This window comes from Psychromonas sp. MME1 (assembly GCF_041080865.1).
Classification (GTDB): Bacteria; Pseudomonadota; Gammaproteobacteria; order Enterobacterales; family Psychromonadaceae; genus Psychromonas.
Window position 1 is genome coordinate 725,298 of sequence record NZ_CP160906.1, and the last position, 15,436, is coordinate 740,733.

Genomic DNA, 15,436 nt, shown 5'->3' on the forward strand with positions numbered 1-15,436 from the left:
CGCGAAGCAACTATAAAAAATAGTATAAAATTCTGTTAGTTAAATATCGTTATTATTAGCTTAACTGATTCAGTTTATAAATCGGGCCATAAATATGATAAATCGTCATTTTAATTATTTAAAAAAATAGAATAATTATTAAGTTTAGTGCTTACTCGCATTTGTATTTATAGCAGGAGTGACTATGCTTATGGTGTTTTATACAACACAATTTTAGTAAAAAGAATTACATTTAAGTGAACAGTAAGTCGCGTTTTTTGTCATTAAAATTAGCGCTTGCAACCTGAAAGATAGTTACTAAGGGATTGCTTATGTTTAAATTACCAGAAATACCCACATCAAGAATTAAACCGCCGCTCGCTATACCACTATTAGGTGTGCTCCTCGTATTAACTCTTTTCATTGGTTATCAGATATTTAATGAATACCGCATATATCAAATTAACCAGATAACGCAAGACTTTCCAACAGCATCGGGGACCGCTTCCGAGGTGGTTATTTCTTGGCGCGATGATTCAACCAATGAGAGTGGCTTTATTGTTGAGCGTAAAAGCGACGGTGATTATGCGCTTATTGCGACTTTAAATCCGAATGAAACCTCATACATAGACTATGCGGGGGTTGCAGGAAAGCAATCTTGTTATCGAGTAGCCTCATTTAATGAAGCGGGTAGTGCCTACTCTGGTGAAAGTTGTATTGATCTCCCTGAGGTTGTACCTCCCTTACCCAGTGATGAAGAGCCTGAAACGGGTAATGATGTTTGGTACACTTTTATTGATAAACCGGGCGTAGTTGAGCTTGATGGACGAGAATTTTATAGTATTAAAAGTGGTGCTTATTTCAACAGTAGTTTTAGTGCCGATGAAATTATCGATGTAAATTTTGCCATTGCAAGCGGTAAGCTTGCCTATCGAGACTCAAACCGTTTTGTATTTAAAGACCAAGGTAGGGTGCTTGAAAATGGCTTTGTAAAAATGAAATTTAATGAACTCAATAGTTTTAGTTTTTCACTGCAGGGTTCGGGTAATTATCAAGAGGCAACGTTATTATTATCGGCTATAGCAAGGGATATGGAGGGTGCTATGTTTACAGTGAGCGTTGGCGATATAACAGAAACCATTACGTTGCCTGAGATAGCTAAACTATATTATCTGTCAATAGAGATTGGATTTGATCAATTGGCTAGTGTAAAAATTACGCCAATTGGCAAACATAAACGTAGTTTTATAAATTTGGCCGGTATTATATTAAATGAACCTAGTCAAATTCAGTCAGACGTCGGTGGATTGAGACCTTAGAAAATATCACATACAGGTGTCATTCATTATTCTGTGCGGTGTCTTGGTTGTATTTAGTTACCACTTCACCGCTTATCACATCAGGTAAGCTAATATTTGCTGATTCATAGCGCATCAGGCTATTTATTCAAGTACAAAAACAGCTATTCATAGAATAACTCATAACAGAATGACTCTGTTCGAACACTATCTAGGATAGTAGTTTTCGCATCTGTTATTTTAAGTAAAATGCGTAACTTTATTACCATAATTTAAGAACACGAGTATAATCTAGCCGATTAAATCAGAGAAGGGATAACAGTGAATTCGGTTTCATTATTTACCTAGTATCTAGTAGAAAATATAATACCAATCGGATTAAGTATGTGATCTAAATTTTGCGCAGGAAAAATGGCTTAATTTGAGGTGTAAGTTGATGTAAATGGTTGCTCCTTTACGAAACTTACAACAAAAAAGTAAGTTATTTTAACCCGCAAAATAGATCTGCTATTTATTCCGATTGGTATAACACTAAATAGAGTGAACCGTGATACAACAGTTAAACAACGTTCCTGTAGAAAATATCCGTAAAGATCCTGAGGTTAAACGCCTATTAAAGCGCATGCCAAAGTCTGTGCGACAAAGTTTTGATGAACAACAGCTGATACATATTCGTAAGGCGATTGGTGATCGCAGTGAAGGGGAGCATAGTCTCGATTGGCGAGCTGTTTTTACGCTGCCTTTATGTGGGTGGCATTTCTATTTTGTCTTTTTACTTGGTAAAAATCGACGAGAACTCACTGATAAAGAGAAGCAGATATCGATTTTACTCGGGGTGCTATTAATTTCAGTGGTGACTTTATTGGGGCTCTTATTTATTGCTGTCGCCATGTATTTATTAAAGTCCGCTGCAGGTATCGATTTATTCCCCGATTTTTCCCTTGGGCTTTGGCACTGGTTTAAGGTCAATAGAATGTGATTGAGCTGAATAATGTGGAGGAATAGCGATTAAGCGAATGACTAAATAGTCAGTCGCTTATTTTTCATGCTCCTTTATAGATACCTATCTTGCAAATGTTGTTTAAAGTACACTGGATTTAGTGATTCTCCAGTTGCTTGTATCACTAATTGATTGGTTGCGAGCGTACTGCCTTTGCTCCAGATGTTGCTTGATAACCAAGTAAATATTGGTGATAGATCGCCTGAGCGAATGGCCGCATCGACATCAACCGTCTTTTTCATCGCCGCCATAAATTGTGCTGCATACATGGCGCCTAATGTGTAGCTTGGAAAGTAGCCAAAACTACCATCGGTCCAATGAATATCTTGCATACAGCCATTTTTATAATTTCCCGCCGTGGATATGCCGAGATATTGTTGCATCTTCGTATCCCAGTATTCAGGAATATCATGATAACTTATTTTTCCATTGATTAAGTCACGCTCGATTTCATAGCGTAAAATGACATGGGCAGGATAGGTTAATTCATCGGCATCAACGCGAATTAAATCGGGTTTCACACGGGTATATATATTTTGTAAATTACTGGCAGTAAATATTGCTTGATTATTATTAGGAAAATGTTTGCCTGTCAGTGGGGCGAGTTGTTCGATAAAGGCTTGTGAGCGACCTAGTTGCATTTCAAAAAATAGGCTTTGTGATTCATGTATGCCCATTGACCGCGCTTCACCTACCGGTAGGCCTGCTAGCGATTTAGGTAATCCTTGTTCATAACGTGCATGCCCCGTTTCATGAATGATACCCATTAAAGATTGTACAAAGTCAGCTTCATCGTAACGTGTGGTAATACGCACATCTTGACTAACTCCGCCACAAAATGGGTGAGAGCTAATATCTAATCGACCATGATTAAAATCAAAATCTAATAGTTTCATGACATCTAGCCCAAGTGCCCTTTGCTGTGCAGTGGAATAGTGCTCGGTTGGAATTGCAATTTTTTCACCCGCTTGTTTTTCTTGTACTTGCTGCGTTAGTGTTGGTAACCAGGTTTTTAAATTGGCAAATATCGAATCTATTTCACTTGATGATGTGCCTGGTTCGTAGAGGTTGAGTAGTGCGTCATAGGGCGTTTGATTGTTCGCATGTGCGCGAATTTGAGCTTCTTGTTGTGCTAAATTAACCACTTCTGCAAAGTTTTTTGTGAAGCCTTGCCAATCATTTTCCTGTCGTTGTATTCGCCATGCATGTTCACATTTTGAACCAGCAAGGGATTGTGCTTGTACAAGATCATCGGGTAGCAGTGCTGATTTTTGCCACTGCATTTTCATTTCTAATAAACTCGCCGTTTCAATCGGATCAAGTTGTTCTGACTCTGCTTTATCAAAGAGTTCCCCAAGATGGGCTGCAGTTGCCAATTGGTGAACATGTAAAGATAATTCAGCTAAGGCACTGGATCGCGCATTATTGCCTCCGTTAGGCATCATCACGGCTTGATCCCAGCTAGTAATGGCATATAAATGGTTAAAGTTAGCTATTTTTTTATAGTGTTCAGTTAGTTTTTTATAATGCTGCATTTGCCTATTCCATCTGCAATCTGTAAATTGAGTAGTCTGTATATTAATACCAATCGGAATAAATAGCAGATTTATTTTACTGGTTAAAATAACTTACTTTTTTGTTGTAAGTTTCGCAAAGGGACAACCATTTGCGTCAACTTACGCCTCAAATTAAGCCATTTTTTCTGCGCAAAATTTAGATCACATACTTAATCCGATTGTATAACAGTCACATTATTTATTAGGTATTCATTTTGAGCAATAGCTATCTCTATACCGCCGAAGATGGTTTGACACGCTGCTGGTGGGGCAGTGAACAACTTGATTATCGTCACTATCACGATAACGAGTGGGGACATCCCGTTGCAGATGATTTTAGATTGTTTGAAAAAATGTCCTTAGAGGGGTTTCAGTCTGGTCTTTCATGGCTCACTATTCTGCGTAAACGTGAAAATTTTCGAATTGCATTTTCCCAATTTGATTTTAATAAAGTGGCTAATTTTACAGAAAAAGATGTGAGCCGTTTATTGCTTGATCAAGGCATTGTTCGCCACCGCGGTAAGATAACCGCCACTATCAATAATGCCCGTTGTGCACAACAGATAGTCGCAGAGTTTGGCTCGCTTGCAGCTTATATATGGCAATGGGAGCCCTCTAAGGTTGAGATGCATCTTGGTAAAGAGGCACATCAACATCCCATTGCAAGTATCACCGCAACATCTATCGCACTGAGTAAGGCACTGAAAAAGCGCGGTTGGAAATTTTTCGGACCAACAACCGCCTATGCCTTTATGCAGGCGATGGGATTGGTTAATGACCACCATAAAGAGTGTGTCTGTTTTGAAAAAGTGGCACAATTACGCGCCACTTTTAAACGTCCTATTAGTAAGTAAATTGTTGAATAGCAAGTGTTTCACCCTTGCTGTTGCGAAGAGCAACTTGCCATAATCCGTGCATATGGGCTTGTATGAATTTTGTTGAATAACTACGCCAACGGTCACCGAGAACGGCCACTTTTACCTTTGCTACGGGTTTACCATTGAAGCTCCAATGATAATAGATTGTTTGATCCTGCAAATCGTGTATATCTGCGTAGGCATAGATAGTGGCAAGCTCATTTTTAAATTTAACGTCATTAATACTGCCTATAGGTTCTCTGTTGTTAATTCCCTTAGCGAGCGTGAAACGATTTATCTGCGTCGCAAAAATCTCTGTTTTAAGTTTGCTAAAAAGCTTATCGGTAGGCTTAGTTGTCCTGTTATTTCCTGAGGGAGTGATCTTCTTGGTGATAGGGTTTATCACGGCTGCAGATGTTTCTGTGACTGTAACGGGCTGTTGTCTCTGCATTGCTGGCAAAATGGCCCGCTTGGCGGTGAAAGTTGTGGCAGGTTGCGCACTATTTTTATCTTGGGCGTGATGATTTGGGCGTTCCGATGTCTTAACTGAATTGATTAAGGAGCTATCTCGAGTAACAGCCTCTTGTGAGTTGAGGGAGTAAATACCCTTGATAATTAAAGAGCTTGTTGCAATGACAGCAAAGCTGACCACTGCAATTCTACGCCAATTGTAGTGGTAATCGATGGTTTGTTTTGCGACGCTCTTTTTTGAGCTATTAAAATTAATTCGGATTTTAAGGTTGTTTGATTCCTGCATACGATAACGCTCATGTCCATATGTTATAGCAATCCACATAAATATCTGCTTTATCTCATTTGTCTAAACAAGTGATGACCACAATATATGCGGATTGCTGTTAATAATTGCTGCTAATATTATAAATTGAGGCTATTTTGACAGATGTTTAAGGGTAATAGAAATAGATAGCGGTTATTTATTCGCTGATCGCTGAGTGAATATTGTACAAATCCTGCAAAGTACTCATTTAGCAATCATTTATGAGGTGAAAATTTCTCTGATTTATCCCTATCCTGCGGTTTCATCTATGTTCAAAAGTCCCTATAATAAGCGACAATTTAATCATCACTTTACTCTATTTGGAATGCACTGTGACAAAAAAGATCCAAGCTATTCGAGGCATGAACGATACCCTTCCAGAGCAAACTCCTGTTTGGCAAAAATTAGAATCGTTATTAAGACAGGTTGTTAGTAGTTACGGATATTCTGAAATTCGTATGCCAATTGTTGAAAATACTAACCTTTTCAAACGTTCAATTGGTGAAGTTACAGATATCGTTGAAAAAGAGATGTATACCTTTGCTGATCGCAATGGTGACAGTTTAACACTTCGACCGGAAGGTACAGCTTCCTGCGTACGTGCCGGTAATGAACATGGCTTGTTATATAATCAAGAGCGTCGCTTATGGTATACGGGGCCGATGTTCCGTCATGAACGTCCACAAAAAGGGCGTTATCGTCAATTCCACCAATTTGGAGTGGAAACTTTTGGTATAGCGAGTGCGGATATTGATGCAGAGGTGATTTTATTATCTGCACGTCTGTGGAAGGCCCTCGGTATTGACCAGCATGTCGAATTACAAATTAATTCATTAGGCTCTAATGAAGCACGTGCAGAATATAAAGAAGCATTGGTTGCCTTTTTATCTCAACATCAAGAACAACTCGATGAAGATAGTAAACGTCGAATGCATAGTAATCCACTACGCGTTTTAGATAGTAAAAATCCTGACGTGCAAGCTTTGTTAGTTGGTGCACCAAAACTTTCACAATATCTAGATGCAGAATCAGCATCGCATTTTGCTCAATTACAAGAATATTTGCGTGCCGTTGGCATTGATTTTGTGATTAATGAGCGACTTGTGCGTGGACTTGATTATTATAATCGTACTGTGTTTGAATGGGTAACTAATACATTAGGATCACAGGGCACAGTTTGTGCCGGTGGTCGTTATGATGGATTGGTCGAGCAACTCGGTGGTAAAGCAACTCCAGCAGTTGGCTTTGCAATGGGATTAGAGCGCATCATATTAATGTTGGAAACACTACAGTTAAATGCAGATGTTAAAGGCGATGTTAATATCTATAGTGTGTTAGTGGGTGAAGGCGCGGATATGGCGGGCTTTAAAATGGCGGAGTTAATTCGCAATGAATTTCCACAACTTAAAATGATGCATCACTGTGGTGCGGGTAATTTTAAAAAGCAGATGAAGCGTGCCGATAAGAGTGGTGCTCGTATTGCTTTAATTATCGGTGAGAGTGAGCTTGAGAGTGGCTGTGTCACAATTAAAGAGTTACAAAGCAATGTAGAGCAACAAACAGTTGCAATGAATGAGCTAGTTAAGGTATTACCTACCATTTTCAATGAATTAAAATTATAAGGAAAGTAACGTGGTTGACATTATTGAAGGTTACGAAACAGAAGAGCAACAAGTAGATGCCATTAAAAAATGGTGGAAAGAGAATGGTAACAGCTTAATTATTGGCGCTGTAGTAGGTTTAGCTGGACTTTGGGGATGGCGTTATTATAACGACTCTGTTATTGCAACTCAGGAACAACAATCCCAAGCTTATAGCACAATGTTATTACAATTTGAGGCGCAGAATGGCGCAAAAGATTTAACTCAAATTAGTGCTTTCGTTAATGATAATATTTCTAATAACTATGGAATATTAGCAGCGTTATTATTGTCTAAAGAAGCGATTCAACAACAAAATTTTGCATTAGCGAAAGAGCAATTGTTACAAGTGCAAAAAGAAAATAAATTTGCACCGCTTAATGACGTTGTTAACTTGCGTTTAGCACGTGTCCAAGTAGAGCTTGGTGAGCATGAAGCTGCGTTACAAACATTAACTTTAATTAAGTCAAATAGCTTTTTAGCTAAAGCCTCGCAAGAAAAAGGCAATATTTACTTACATAAAGGAGATTTGCAGCAAGCTCGTGGGGCATTCCAAGAAGCGATTATGGCCAGTGAAGGGCGTGTAGATCCTATATTACAGCTACAATTCGATGACTTAGCAACGACAACTGACGATGTTGCCGCTCCTGTGCTTGAATAAGCCCAATAGATTGAGATGATTAATGAAAAAATGCTCTAAATATCTAGCTGTTATTGCCAGTGTTACTTTTTTCTTAAGCGGTTGTTCAATATTTTCTAGTGAAGAAGATGTTGTGCAAATGGCTGAAGTACCTGTATTTAAAAGTACCTATAAACCGCGTGTTGCTTGGAAAAGAAGTGTCGGCAGTGGTGTCGATAAATATTATTCCCAATTGCAACCTGGTATAGGTGAAAATGCCATTTACGTTGCTTCTCGAGATGGTTATGTTAAAGCATTTTCCATAAAAAACGGTAAACAACTCTGGTCGACAAATTTTAGCGATGATCCTCACAATGAGTTAAATCGTTCTGCCCGTTTCTCTGGTGGTGTTACCGTTGGTTCCGATGCTATTTATATTGGCACAGAAAATGCGCAGGTATTAGCCTTCAATAAACAAGATGGCAAATTACTGTGGTTGGTCGACGTGGGTGGTGAAGTCGTTGCTAAACCCGCTTATGCAGCGGGAAAAGTCATCGTTCATACTACGCGCGGAAATTTGTATGCTTTAGATAGTGATACCGGAGAAAAGCTTTGGACGTTGAATAATAAGCAGCCCACCCTAAGCTTACGTGGCAGCTCAACGCCGACGATCGCGCAGGGTGGCGTAGTCTATGGGCGTGCCGATGGCTTTGTTTCAGTTGCGTTATTAGAAGATGGACGTCCCTTATGGCAACTACCTGTCGCACGACCAAGTGGTGCAACTGAGCTCGACCGAATCGTTGATGTTGATATGCAACCGATTATTCGTAATGGGATAGTTTATGCGCTTGCCTATAATGGTAACTTAGTTGCTATTGATCTGCTCAAAGGTGAGCAAATTTGGGCGCGTAAATATGCGGGGTATACCGATATTGCGTTATCCGGTACGACGATTTATTTAACCGATTCTCGTGGCCATATTTTTGCTGTTGACTATAATTCTGGAGCAGAGCAGTGGATGAATGGACAATTATCTTATCGTGATGTGACCGGTGTGACGGTTGCCAATGAGTATATTGTTGTTGGTGATGGTGAGGGGTACCTCTATTGGATTGATCGTGATGATGGTTCCTTTGTTGCGATGCAGAAACTTGATTCAGATGGCTTGTATATGCAACCAATTGCAACGGATAAATACCTTTATATACAGACGCGTAGTGGGGACCTGATCGCCATTGAAAAGCCGATATTAAATGAATAATTTGTAAATTATTATTTATAAAAATAGCGGTTAGTCATTTAGTTAGTTAATTTCCACAAACTAAAATGGTTTAAATTGCAGCGATACAATTAATTACGAATAATTAATTATTTATTTATTGTATACTATTAGCCCCTCGCTTTTGCCTAGGGGCTTTTTTTGTTTTATAGGATTGAAAATATGTTACCAGTGATCGCCTTAGTTGGTCGCCCAAACGTGGGTAAATCAACGTTATTTAACCGCTTAACTCGGACGCGTGATGCGTTAGTTGCGGATTTTCCCGGTTTAACGCGTGATTGTAAATACGGCCAGGCAAAAATCGATGAAAAAGAGTTTATTGTTATTGATACAGGCGGTATTACTGGCGATGAAGAAGGTATCGATGCCTTAATGGCGGAGCAATCGTTACAGGCGGTTGAGGAAGCGGATGCCGTATTATTTCTTGTTGATGCGCGCGCAGGGTTAACGGTAGCAGATGAAGCGATCGCTGAATATTTACGTAAACAAGATAAGAATGTCTTTGTAGTGGCCAATAAAACCGATGGCGTTGATGCTGACTCTGTTTGTGGTGAATTTTATGCGTTGGCGTTAGGTGAAGTTTATCAAATTGCAGCAGCACATGGTAAAGGTGTGCTACAGATGATAGAGATTGCTTTAGACGGATTTTTTGATGTCGTTTCTGATGTAGATGAAGAAGACGATTTTTTTGATGAAGCAGAATATGTTGAAGAAGATGAAGAATCGCTATTAAAAGAGCAAGAACGTCTAAAAAATCTGCCGATCAAACTGGCTATAATTGGCCGCCCTAACGTAGGAAAATCGACACTGACTAACCGTATTCTGGGTGAAGAACGTGTGCTTGTTTATGATATGCCGGGGACAACACGAGACAGTATTTATATTCCGATGAGCCGAGAAGGCCGAGAATACGTACTGATAGATACGGCTGGTGTGCGTAAACGTAAAAAAGTAAATGAAACCGTTGAAAAATTTTCGGTTATTAAAACCCTAAAGGCGATTGAAGATTGTAATGTTGTACTGCTCATCATTGATGCCCGAGATGGCATTTCAGATCAGGATTTATCATTATTAGGCTTCACTCTAAATTCAGGACGTTCTCTGGTTATTGCCGTTAACAAGTGGGATGGCATGAGTGAATATGATAAAGAGCGGGTTAAAAGTGAATTAGATCGTCGTCTTGGTTTCATCGATTTTGCTAAAATTCACTTCATTTCAGCATTACACGGTACGGGTGTTGGTCATTTATATGAATCTGTTGATGAAGCCTATGATTCTTCAACTAAACGAATTTCAACTTCAATGTTAACGCGAATTATGACCATGGCAACGGATGACCATAATCCACCAATGGTGCAGGGGCGTCGTGTTAAGTTACGCTATGCACATGCGGGTGGTTATAATCCTCCACTGATTGTTATTCATGGTAATCAAGTAAATAAACTACCTGACTCCTATAAGCGTTATCTGATGAACTACTTCCGTCGTTCTTTGGCAATTATGGGGACACCGATCCGAATTGAATTCAGAGAAGGTACAAATCCATTTGAAGGTCGCCGTAATAAATTAACACCTAATCAAATGCATAAACGCAAACGTATGATGAAGTTTCATAAAAAAGGAAAATAATGATGCAATTAAACTGTTCTAAATGTGGCCATGAACTTGTACGTAGTGGCGAATTAAAACGCCATTGTGAGGCTTGTAATAGTGATTATTCATTACGAGTTACCTGTAATGAGTGTGGTGAGCAGCTGGAGCGTTTAAAAGCCTGTGGGGCGGTTAATTTTTGGTGTGATAAGTGTAATGAGTTAAAGAGCAAATCTTCGGCCGTTTATACACTACAGGAAGGTTAACGGAGCTACTGGACTACGACTACAGCTGAACGTTCTATTGTTCAGCTGTAGTCGTGCAATATTATTCGTTATTATTTATCGGTAAATTGAAATATACGATTCACTTTTTTTACGCCTTCCACTTTTCGCGTAATATTGGTGGCATTATCTGCCATTTCTGCGCTTATTTGACCGATTAAATAAACTTCTCCATTTTCAGTGATGACTTTTATTTTTAATGGGTCAATCTCTTCATCTGCTGCCAACATCGTTTTTACTTTGGTTGTAATCCAAGTATCTTTACTTTGCTGAGAAAAACCCAGAGGGGAGCCTATTTGTAATTGGTTATAGAGCCCTTTTATGTTAGTTAAGGTATTGATTTGTTTGTCAATGGCATCTTTGTTTTCTTGCGTATTTACTTGCCCTATCAGTAATAGATGTCCATCGTTTGCAATGTAATTAATACGGATTAGATCGGGGTGTATTTTTAATTGTTGCACTTTTTCAGCTGCATTCATGGCTAATTCTTTATCATCTATTTGCTGATTAACGCTGCGCGAATCACTTTCGACCGCTATTGCTGTTCCCGTGGCGACGAATAAGCCCGCCACGCAACCTTGCAATTGAGAAAATATAAATAATAAAGGTAATGTGTAAAATAATTTTTTCATAAATACTCTAATTTTGAAGGAAAAGTTGATGGTCGATTAAATCACTTAAGCAATTGATAACTAATAGATGAATCTCTTCAATGCGTGAACCTTTGTCACTTGGTGCGCGAATTTCAATATCATCGGATCCGAGAAGACCGGCTAATTCTCCACCATCAACACCATTTAAAGATATTATCTGAATAGATTTACTCAGTGCGGTTTCAACTGCCTTGATCATGTTACGGCTGTTACCACCATGACTAATAGTTAACAATATATCACCGGCTTGAGCAAGTGCCGATATTTGTTTTGCAAAAATCTGATCGAAGTGGCTATCGCTGGCAATGGCGGAAACTAACGCAGCATCTGCTGTAATTGCAATCGCGGGTAAAGAGGGGCGTTCCGTTTCATATTTATTGATCAGATGAGAAGCAAAAATTTGTGCTAATGCTGCAGCACCACCATTGCCACACACCAGAATTTTATTTCCCTTAATCAAAGTAGCAGCAAGTACCTTTGCTGCTTTTTCAATGGATTCAGGCAAAGCTTCTGCTGCAACTATTTTGGTTTGAATACTCTCAGCAAAATGAGCTTGAATTCTTTCATTTATCATAATATATATTTCATCTTATTCTATAAAAGCGTTTTGGATCCACTCTAGCGTATTCGAATGTTGTTCGATGGCAATCGCATCAAAACGGCAGTAAGGCTCGTATTCGAGTTGTGCTAGATAGTGTTTGGCTGTTTTTATTAATTTTTTCTGTTTAGCTGTTGTAATCGATGCGAGTGCTCCCCCAAAATCACTATTTTTGCGATACCTAACTTCAATAAATACTAAGGTATCTTGATCCTGCATAATTAAATCGACCTCACCCATACGGCAATAATAATTTTGACACACTAAGGTCAGCCCTTGACTAAGTAAATAGTTAAGGGCTTGTTTCTCAGACTTTACGCCCTGAGAATTACTCTTCTGTAATAGCCGTGTCAATTTCAATACTGTTACCTTGTTGGTATTTAGCCCAACTCAATTTAGCTTGAACAATATTGCTGTTATCAAGAGTTAGTTCACCGACCAATCCTTGATAGTTGTAATTGGCAATATTTTGTAACGGTATTAATTGGTTAATTAGCTGGTAGCTATCAAAACCTAAAGCAAATAAACGTAAGGTAGAATAGGGCTGTTTTGGCCATACCTGTTCAACCTCGTTAAACACCGTATTATTAACATCAATGAGATAGTTAATATCTGAAAAAGTGATTTTTTCTAACTCTTTGTTTTGTTTGCCATCATGGTCAACCACATGGCTACGTGAGTTTGCATAAAGTGGAATGGCTTTAGCAAAAGGACTAATAGAAACATCAATAAAGGGCTTGATCAAATTTAATTCATCACGATTACTGACAATATAAATGGCATCAATATCGCGGCGACTACGCACCTCTGTCTCTAAAGGCAGGCCAGTTAGGTTTTTAATCTGCGTGATACGTGTTTTACTTTGGTCTATCTGTAATACACCACTTATAAATTCAGCTAATTGTGCTTTATTGTTAAAAAGGTGGACTTCTGCCTGCTCTGCTTGTTCAGTCTGTTGTTCACTTAGAGTTAACCACTGTGTTGTAAATGCATCAGCAATCCGTTTTCCATAGGCTGAATTTGGAGCGATGATTAACGGTTTTTTATGCTGTTGTTGAGCAATAAGTTGCGCCGCTTGTTTGGCTTCCTGTTCCGGTGAAATGGGGAATGCGTAATGCCAAGCCACCCGGTTTTCTTCCATTTGTTCATTATCAATACTGTTAAATGATAAAACGGGAAGTTCAGCCATTAAAGGTAATAACGAATCAACTTCTCTTTTGAGTAGCGGGCCAATGACAAAATCGATATTTTGCTCGGTCATCGCCGTAATGATCTGTTCTGGTGATTGTATATTCGTATCAAAAAAGTGCAATGTTGGAGATTGAGTGGTTATGTTTTCACTCTCTTTATTGTGCTGTTGTTTATAAAACGCATGTAATAACCCATATTGAATGGCTTTTCCTTGCTGTTCAAAGCGCCCGGAAAGGGGGATTAAAATAGCAATATTTTTCGGTTCATAGGCACTCAATTCTTGGATGTCAGTTAGCTTTTGTGGCATTAAGGATAATGCAGGGTGTGTTGGATAACGTTGTTGCCAATTTTCTAAAGCATGTAATAGCTGGTTAGCGCGAGATTGATAACGCTGATAAAGTATCGCTAGTTCATACCAACCTTGTTTAATTTCTTGAAAACTTAATATGTTACCTGCTGGAAGCTGATTTTCATCATATTGATTTAATACAGATTCCGGTAATAATAGTAACTGCTCGAGAAGCATATCAGTGTATTGTTGCTTTTCTTGTTCATTGCTTGATACGGGAATTAACAGTAGTAATGTATCCGATGCGCCTGAAGCATCACCACTTTCTTTGTATATTTTTGTCTGTAGCTTTAGATAATAGAGATAGCCAAGGGCAGATAGTTTGTCGCTCGTTAGCTTGTTCAGTGCAGTTTGAGCCTCACCAAGACGATTTTGTCGGTATAATTTATCGGCCAGTAACAGCGACAGCTCAGACTGTTGTGTGTCACTCAGCGGTTGGCTTTGTAAGTATTCAATAATAGAGTTTGCTAAGGTAAATTTACCCTCTGATATTAATGCTTGCAGTGTAATAAATTGCCATGATGTATTTTTATCACTTCCTAACTGTTCATCTTTTTTAAGATAATAAGCTGAATCGTAGTCCAATTTTGAGAACAGTGCTGGCGGAATATCTTCTGGTGCAGGTGGAGTACTTGTACAGGCAGACAAAATTGTGACCGTTAATATCATTATTAAACTATAAAAAAATCGTTTCGGTGAGGTTAAAACGTGCAACATGTTATCCCTTATGTATTAACAAACTTTAATAAATGTCGATAGCCAAAAAAACTGCAAATATTTCCAACTACTTTGCCTATAGTGTAATATTGCCAGCACAGTTAAACAATCCTATTCACTTATCTATTCATTTATTAGGCGACAATATGTCCGAAAATCACCCGATTTCCTCTCTACTTCCCGCAAAACTCTATATTGTTGCCACTCCGATCGGAAATATTAGCGATATTACGCTACGTGCTATCGAAACCCTACAGCAAGTTGATGTGATTGCCGCGGAAGATACGCGTCACAGTGGCAAGCTATTAAGTCATTATCAAATAAAAAAACCGCTTTTTCCACTTCATGACCACAATGAACGTCAGCGTGGTAACGTATTGATTGAAAAAATAAAAGCGGGGCAATCAGTGGCACTTATTTCCGATGCGGGTACGCCGTTAATTAGTGATCCGGGTTATCACCTAGTTAATGAATGTCGCGATGCGGGGGTGGATGTAGTCCCTATTCCTGGACCATCTGCGGTGATCACCGCTTTAAGTGCCGCTGGTTTAGCAACGGATCGTTTCTCTTTTGAAGGTTTTTTACCCGCGAAGGAGAAGGGCAAACAAGATAAATTAAAGATGCTCATTGAAGAGAGCCGTACCATGGTGTTCTATGAGTCTCCTCGTCGAATTCAAGATACATTAGCACAGATTGTTGCAATCTTTGGTGCGGATAGAAAGGTGGTCATTGCCCGTGAATTAACGAAAACCTTTGAATCTTTTTATGCAATGCCTGCGGGTGAAATGGTTGACTGGTTAAATCAAGATAGTAATCATTGTCGTGGTGAATTTGTTTTGATGGTAGCCGGCGCAAAAAAACGAAGAGAGTATCTCTCAAGTCGCATTAAATACTTTGGCGTTATTAAAAGAGCATCTTCCGCTTAAAAAGCAGCAGCGATAACCGCTCAAATTCACGATGAAAAAAAGAATGAGTTATATAAATGGGGTTTAGAAAATTTATAGGTAAGGATGATCGTTAATACTTGTATTAATCATCATGCTTCCCG

Annotated in this window: 14 protein-coding genes and 1 pseudogene; 9 read left to right on the top strand and 6 right to left on the bottom strand. The window is 38.9% G+C overall.

Features of this window, described 5'->3' with window-relative positions; genetic code table 11:
• Nucleotides 1–311: 311 nt before the first annotated feature.
• The gene (locus AB2N10_RS03495; RefSeq protein ID WP_369434326.1) at nt 312–1,298 is read left to right on the top strand and encodes a hypothetical protein; all 987 of its coding nucleotides are present in this window, start codon (nt 312–314) and stop codon (nt 1,296–1,298) included.
• A 526-nt stretch (nt 1,299–1,824) separates the two neighbouring features.
• Nucleotides 1,825–2,256, top strand: a complete 432-nt coding sequence (locus AB2N10_RS03500) for a hypothetical protein (protein WP_369434327.1) — start codon at nt 1,825–1,827, stop codon at nt 2,254–2,256.
• Between the two features lie 74 nt (nt 2,257–2,330).
• Here the strand turns inward: AB2N10_RS03500 and AB2N10_RS03505 are convergent, their stop codons facing one another.
• On the bottom strand, nt 2,331–3,812 hold the full coding sequence (locus AB2N10_RS03505) for a carboxypeptidase M32 (RefSeq protein ID WP_354625177.1): 1,482 nt from the start codon (nt 3,810–3,812) through the stop codon (nt 2,331–2,333).
• Nucleotides 3,813–4,048: 236 nt separating this feature from the next.
• Here AB2N10_RS03505 and AB2N10_RS03510 point away from each other — a divergent pair, with 236 nt between their 5' ends.
• A complete protein-coding gene (locus AB2N10_RS03510) occupies nt 4,049–4,687 on the top strand; it encodes a DNA-3-methyladenine glycosylase I (protein WP_354625178.1) in 639 nt (212 codons plus the stop codon).
• Here the strand turns inward: AB2N10_RS03510 and AB2N10_RS03515 are convergent.
• The gene (locus AB2N10_RS03515; protein ID WP_354625179.1) at nt 4,677–5,486 is read right to left on the bottom strand and encodes a DUF2914 domain-containing protein; all 810 of its coding nucleotides are present in this window, start codon (nt 5,484–5,486) and stop codon (nt 4,677–4,679) included. The genes AB2N10_RS03510 and AB2N10_RS03515 overlap by 11 nt on opposite strands.
• A gap of 314 nt (nt 5,487–5,800) precedes the next feature.
• Here AB2N10_RS03515 and hisS point away from each other — a divergent pair, with 314 nt between their 5' ends.
• The 5 genes from hisS to AB2N10_RS03540 all read left to right on the top strand — a co-directional run bounded on the left by hisS (nt 5,801) and on the right by AB2N10_RS03540 (nt 10,862).
• Nucleotides 5,801–7,090 carry a histidine--tRNA ligase gene (gene hisS, locus AB2N10_RS03520; RefSeq protein WP_354625180.1) on the top strand — a complete coding sequence of 430 codons (1,290 nt, stop codon included), beginning with the start codon at nt 5,801–5,803 and terminating at the stop codon, nt 7,088–7,090.
• A gap of 10 nt (nt 7,091–7,100) precedes the next feature.
• On the top strand, nt 7,101–7,769 hold the full coding sequence (locus AB2N10_RS03525) for a tetratricopeptide repeat protein (RefSeq protein WP_354625181.1): 669 nt from the start codon (nt 7,101–7,103) through the stop codon (nt 7,767–7,769).
• Between the two features lie 22 nt (nt 7,770–7,791).
• Nucleotides 7,792–8,988: an outer membrane protein assembly factor BamB gene (gene bamB, locus AB2N10_RS03530; protein WP_354625182.1), complete on the top strand. Its 1,197-nt coding sequence runs from the start codon at nt 7,792–7,794 to the stop codon at nt 8,986–8,988.
• A 180-nt stretch (nt 8,989–9,168) separates the two neighbouring features.
• Complete coding sequence (gene der / locus AB2N10_RS03535; protein ID WP_369434328.1) at nt 9,169–10,635, top strand: ribosome biogenesis GTPase Der; 1,467 nt, start codon at nt 9,169–9,171, stop codon at nt 10,633–10,635.
• Entirely contained in the window at nt 10,635–10,862 is a 228-nt protein-coding gene (locus AB2N10_RS03540) for a zinc ribbon domain-containing protein (protein WP_354625184.1), read from the top strand. Before der ends, AB2N10_RS03540 begins: the two co-directional genes overlap by 1 nt.
• Before the next feature lie 71 nt (nt 10,863–10,933).
• Here AB2N10_RS03540 and AB2N10_RS03545 read toward each other — a convergent pair whose 3' ends face one another.
• From AB2N10_RS03545 to AB2N10_RS03560, 4 genes are read right to left on the bottom strand one after another with little or no spacing between them, the layout of a single operon-like run.
• Nucleotides 10,934–11,512, bottom strand: a complete 579-nt coding sequence (locus AB2N10_RS03545; RefSeq protein ID WP_354625185.1) for a BON domain-containing protein — start codon at nt 11,510–11,512, stop codon at nt 10,934–10,936.
• Nucleotides 11,513–11,519: 7 nt separating this feature from the next.
• Nucleotides 11,520–12,104, bottom strand: coding sequence for an SIS domain-containing protein (locus tag AB2N10_RS03550; protein ID WP_354625315.1), 585 nt, complete (start codon nt 12,102–12,104; stop codon nt 11,520–11,522).
• Nucleotides 12,105–12,122: 18 nt separating this feature from the next.
• Nucleotides 12,123–12,491: a YraN family protein gene (locus tag AB2N10_RS03555; protein WP_369434329.1), complete on the bottom strand. Its 369-nt coding sequence runs from the start codon at nt 12,489–12,491 to the stop codon at nt 12,123–12,125.
• Nucleotides 12,460–14,388 (bottom strand): penicillin-binding protein activator, encoded by a 1,929-nt coding sequence (locus tag AB2N10_RS03560; protein ID WP_354625186.1) that lies wholly within the window; start codon nt 14,386–14,388, stop codon nt 12,460–12,462. The genes AB2N10_RS03555 and AB2N10_RS03560 overlap by 32 nt, the downstream gene beginning before the upstream one ends.
• 146 nt (nt 14,389–14,534) lie before the next feature.
• On the opposite strand from AB2N10_RS03560, the pseudogene rsmI reads away from it, so the two are divergent.
• Nucleotides 14,535–15,392: pseudogene (gene rsmI, locus AB2N10_RS03565) on the top strand (16S rRNA (cytidine(1402)-2'-O)-methyltransferase).
• The last annotated feature ends 44 nt before the right edge of the window (nt 15,393–15,436 follow it).

Excerpts from the sequence above, each read along its gene's own strand:
- bamB (WP_354625182.1), top strand. The coding sequence starts at position 7,792 with ATGAAAAAATGCTCTAAATATCTAGCTGTTATTGCCAGTGTTACTTTT.
- AB2N10_RS03560 (WP_354625186.1), bottom strand. The coding sequence starts at position 14,388 with ATGTTGCACGTTTTAACCTCACCGAAACGATTTTTTTATAGTTTAATA.
- der (WP_369434328.1), top strand. The coding sequence starts at position 9,169 with ATGTTACCAGTGATCGCCTTAGTTGGTCGCCCAAACGTGGGTAAATCA.
- AB2N10_RS03495 (WP_369434326.1), top strand. The coding sequence starts at position 312 with ATGTTTAAATTACCAGAAATACCCACATCAAGAATTAAACCGCCGCTC.
- AB2N10_RS03515 (WP_354625179.1), bottom strand. The coding sequence starts at position 5,486 with ATGTGGATTGCTATAACATATGGACATGAGCGTTATCGTATGCAGGAA.
- AB2N10_RS03505 (WP_354625177.1), bottom strand. The coding sequence starts at position 3,812 with ATGCAGCATTATAAAAAACTAACTGAACACTATAAAAAAATAGCTAAC.
- AB2N10_RS03540 (WP_354625184.1), top strand. The coding sequence starts at position 10,635 with ATGATGCAATTAAACTGTTCTAAATGTGGCCATGAACTTGTACGTAGT.
- AB2N10_RS03545 (WP_354625185.1), bottom strand. The coding sequence starts at position 11,512 with ATGAAAAAATTATTTTACACATTACCTTTATTATTTATATTTTCTCAA.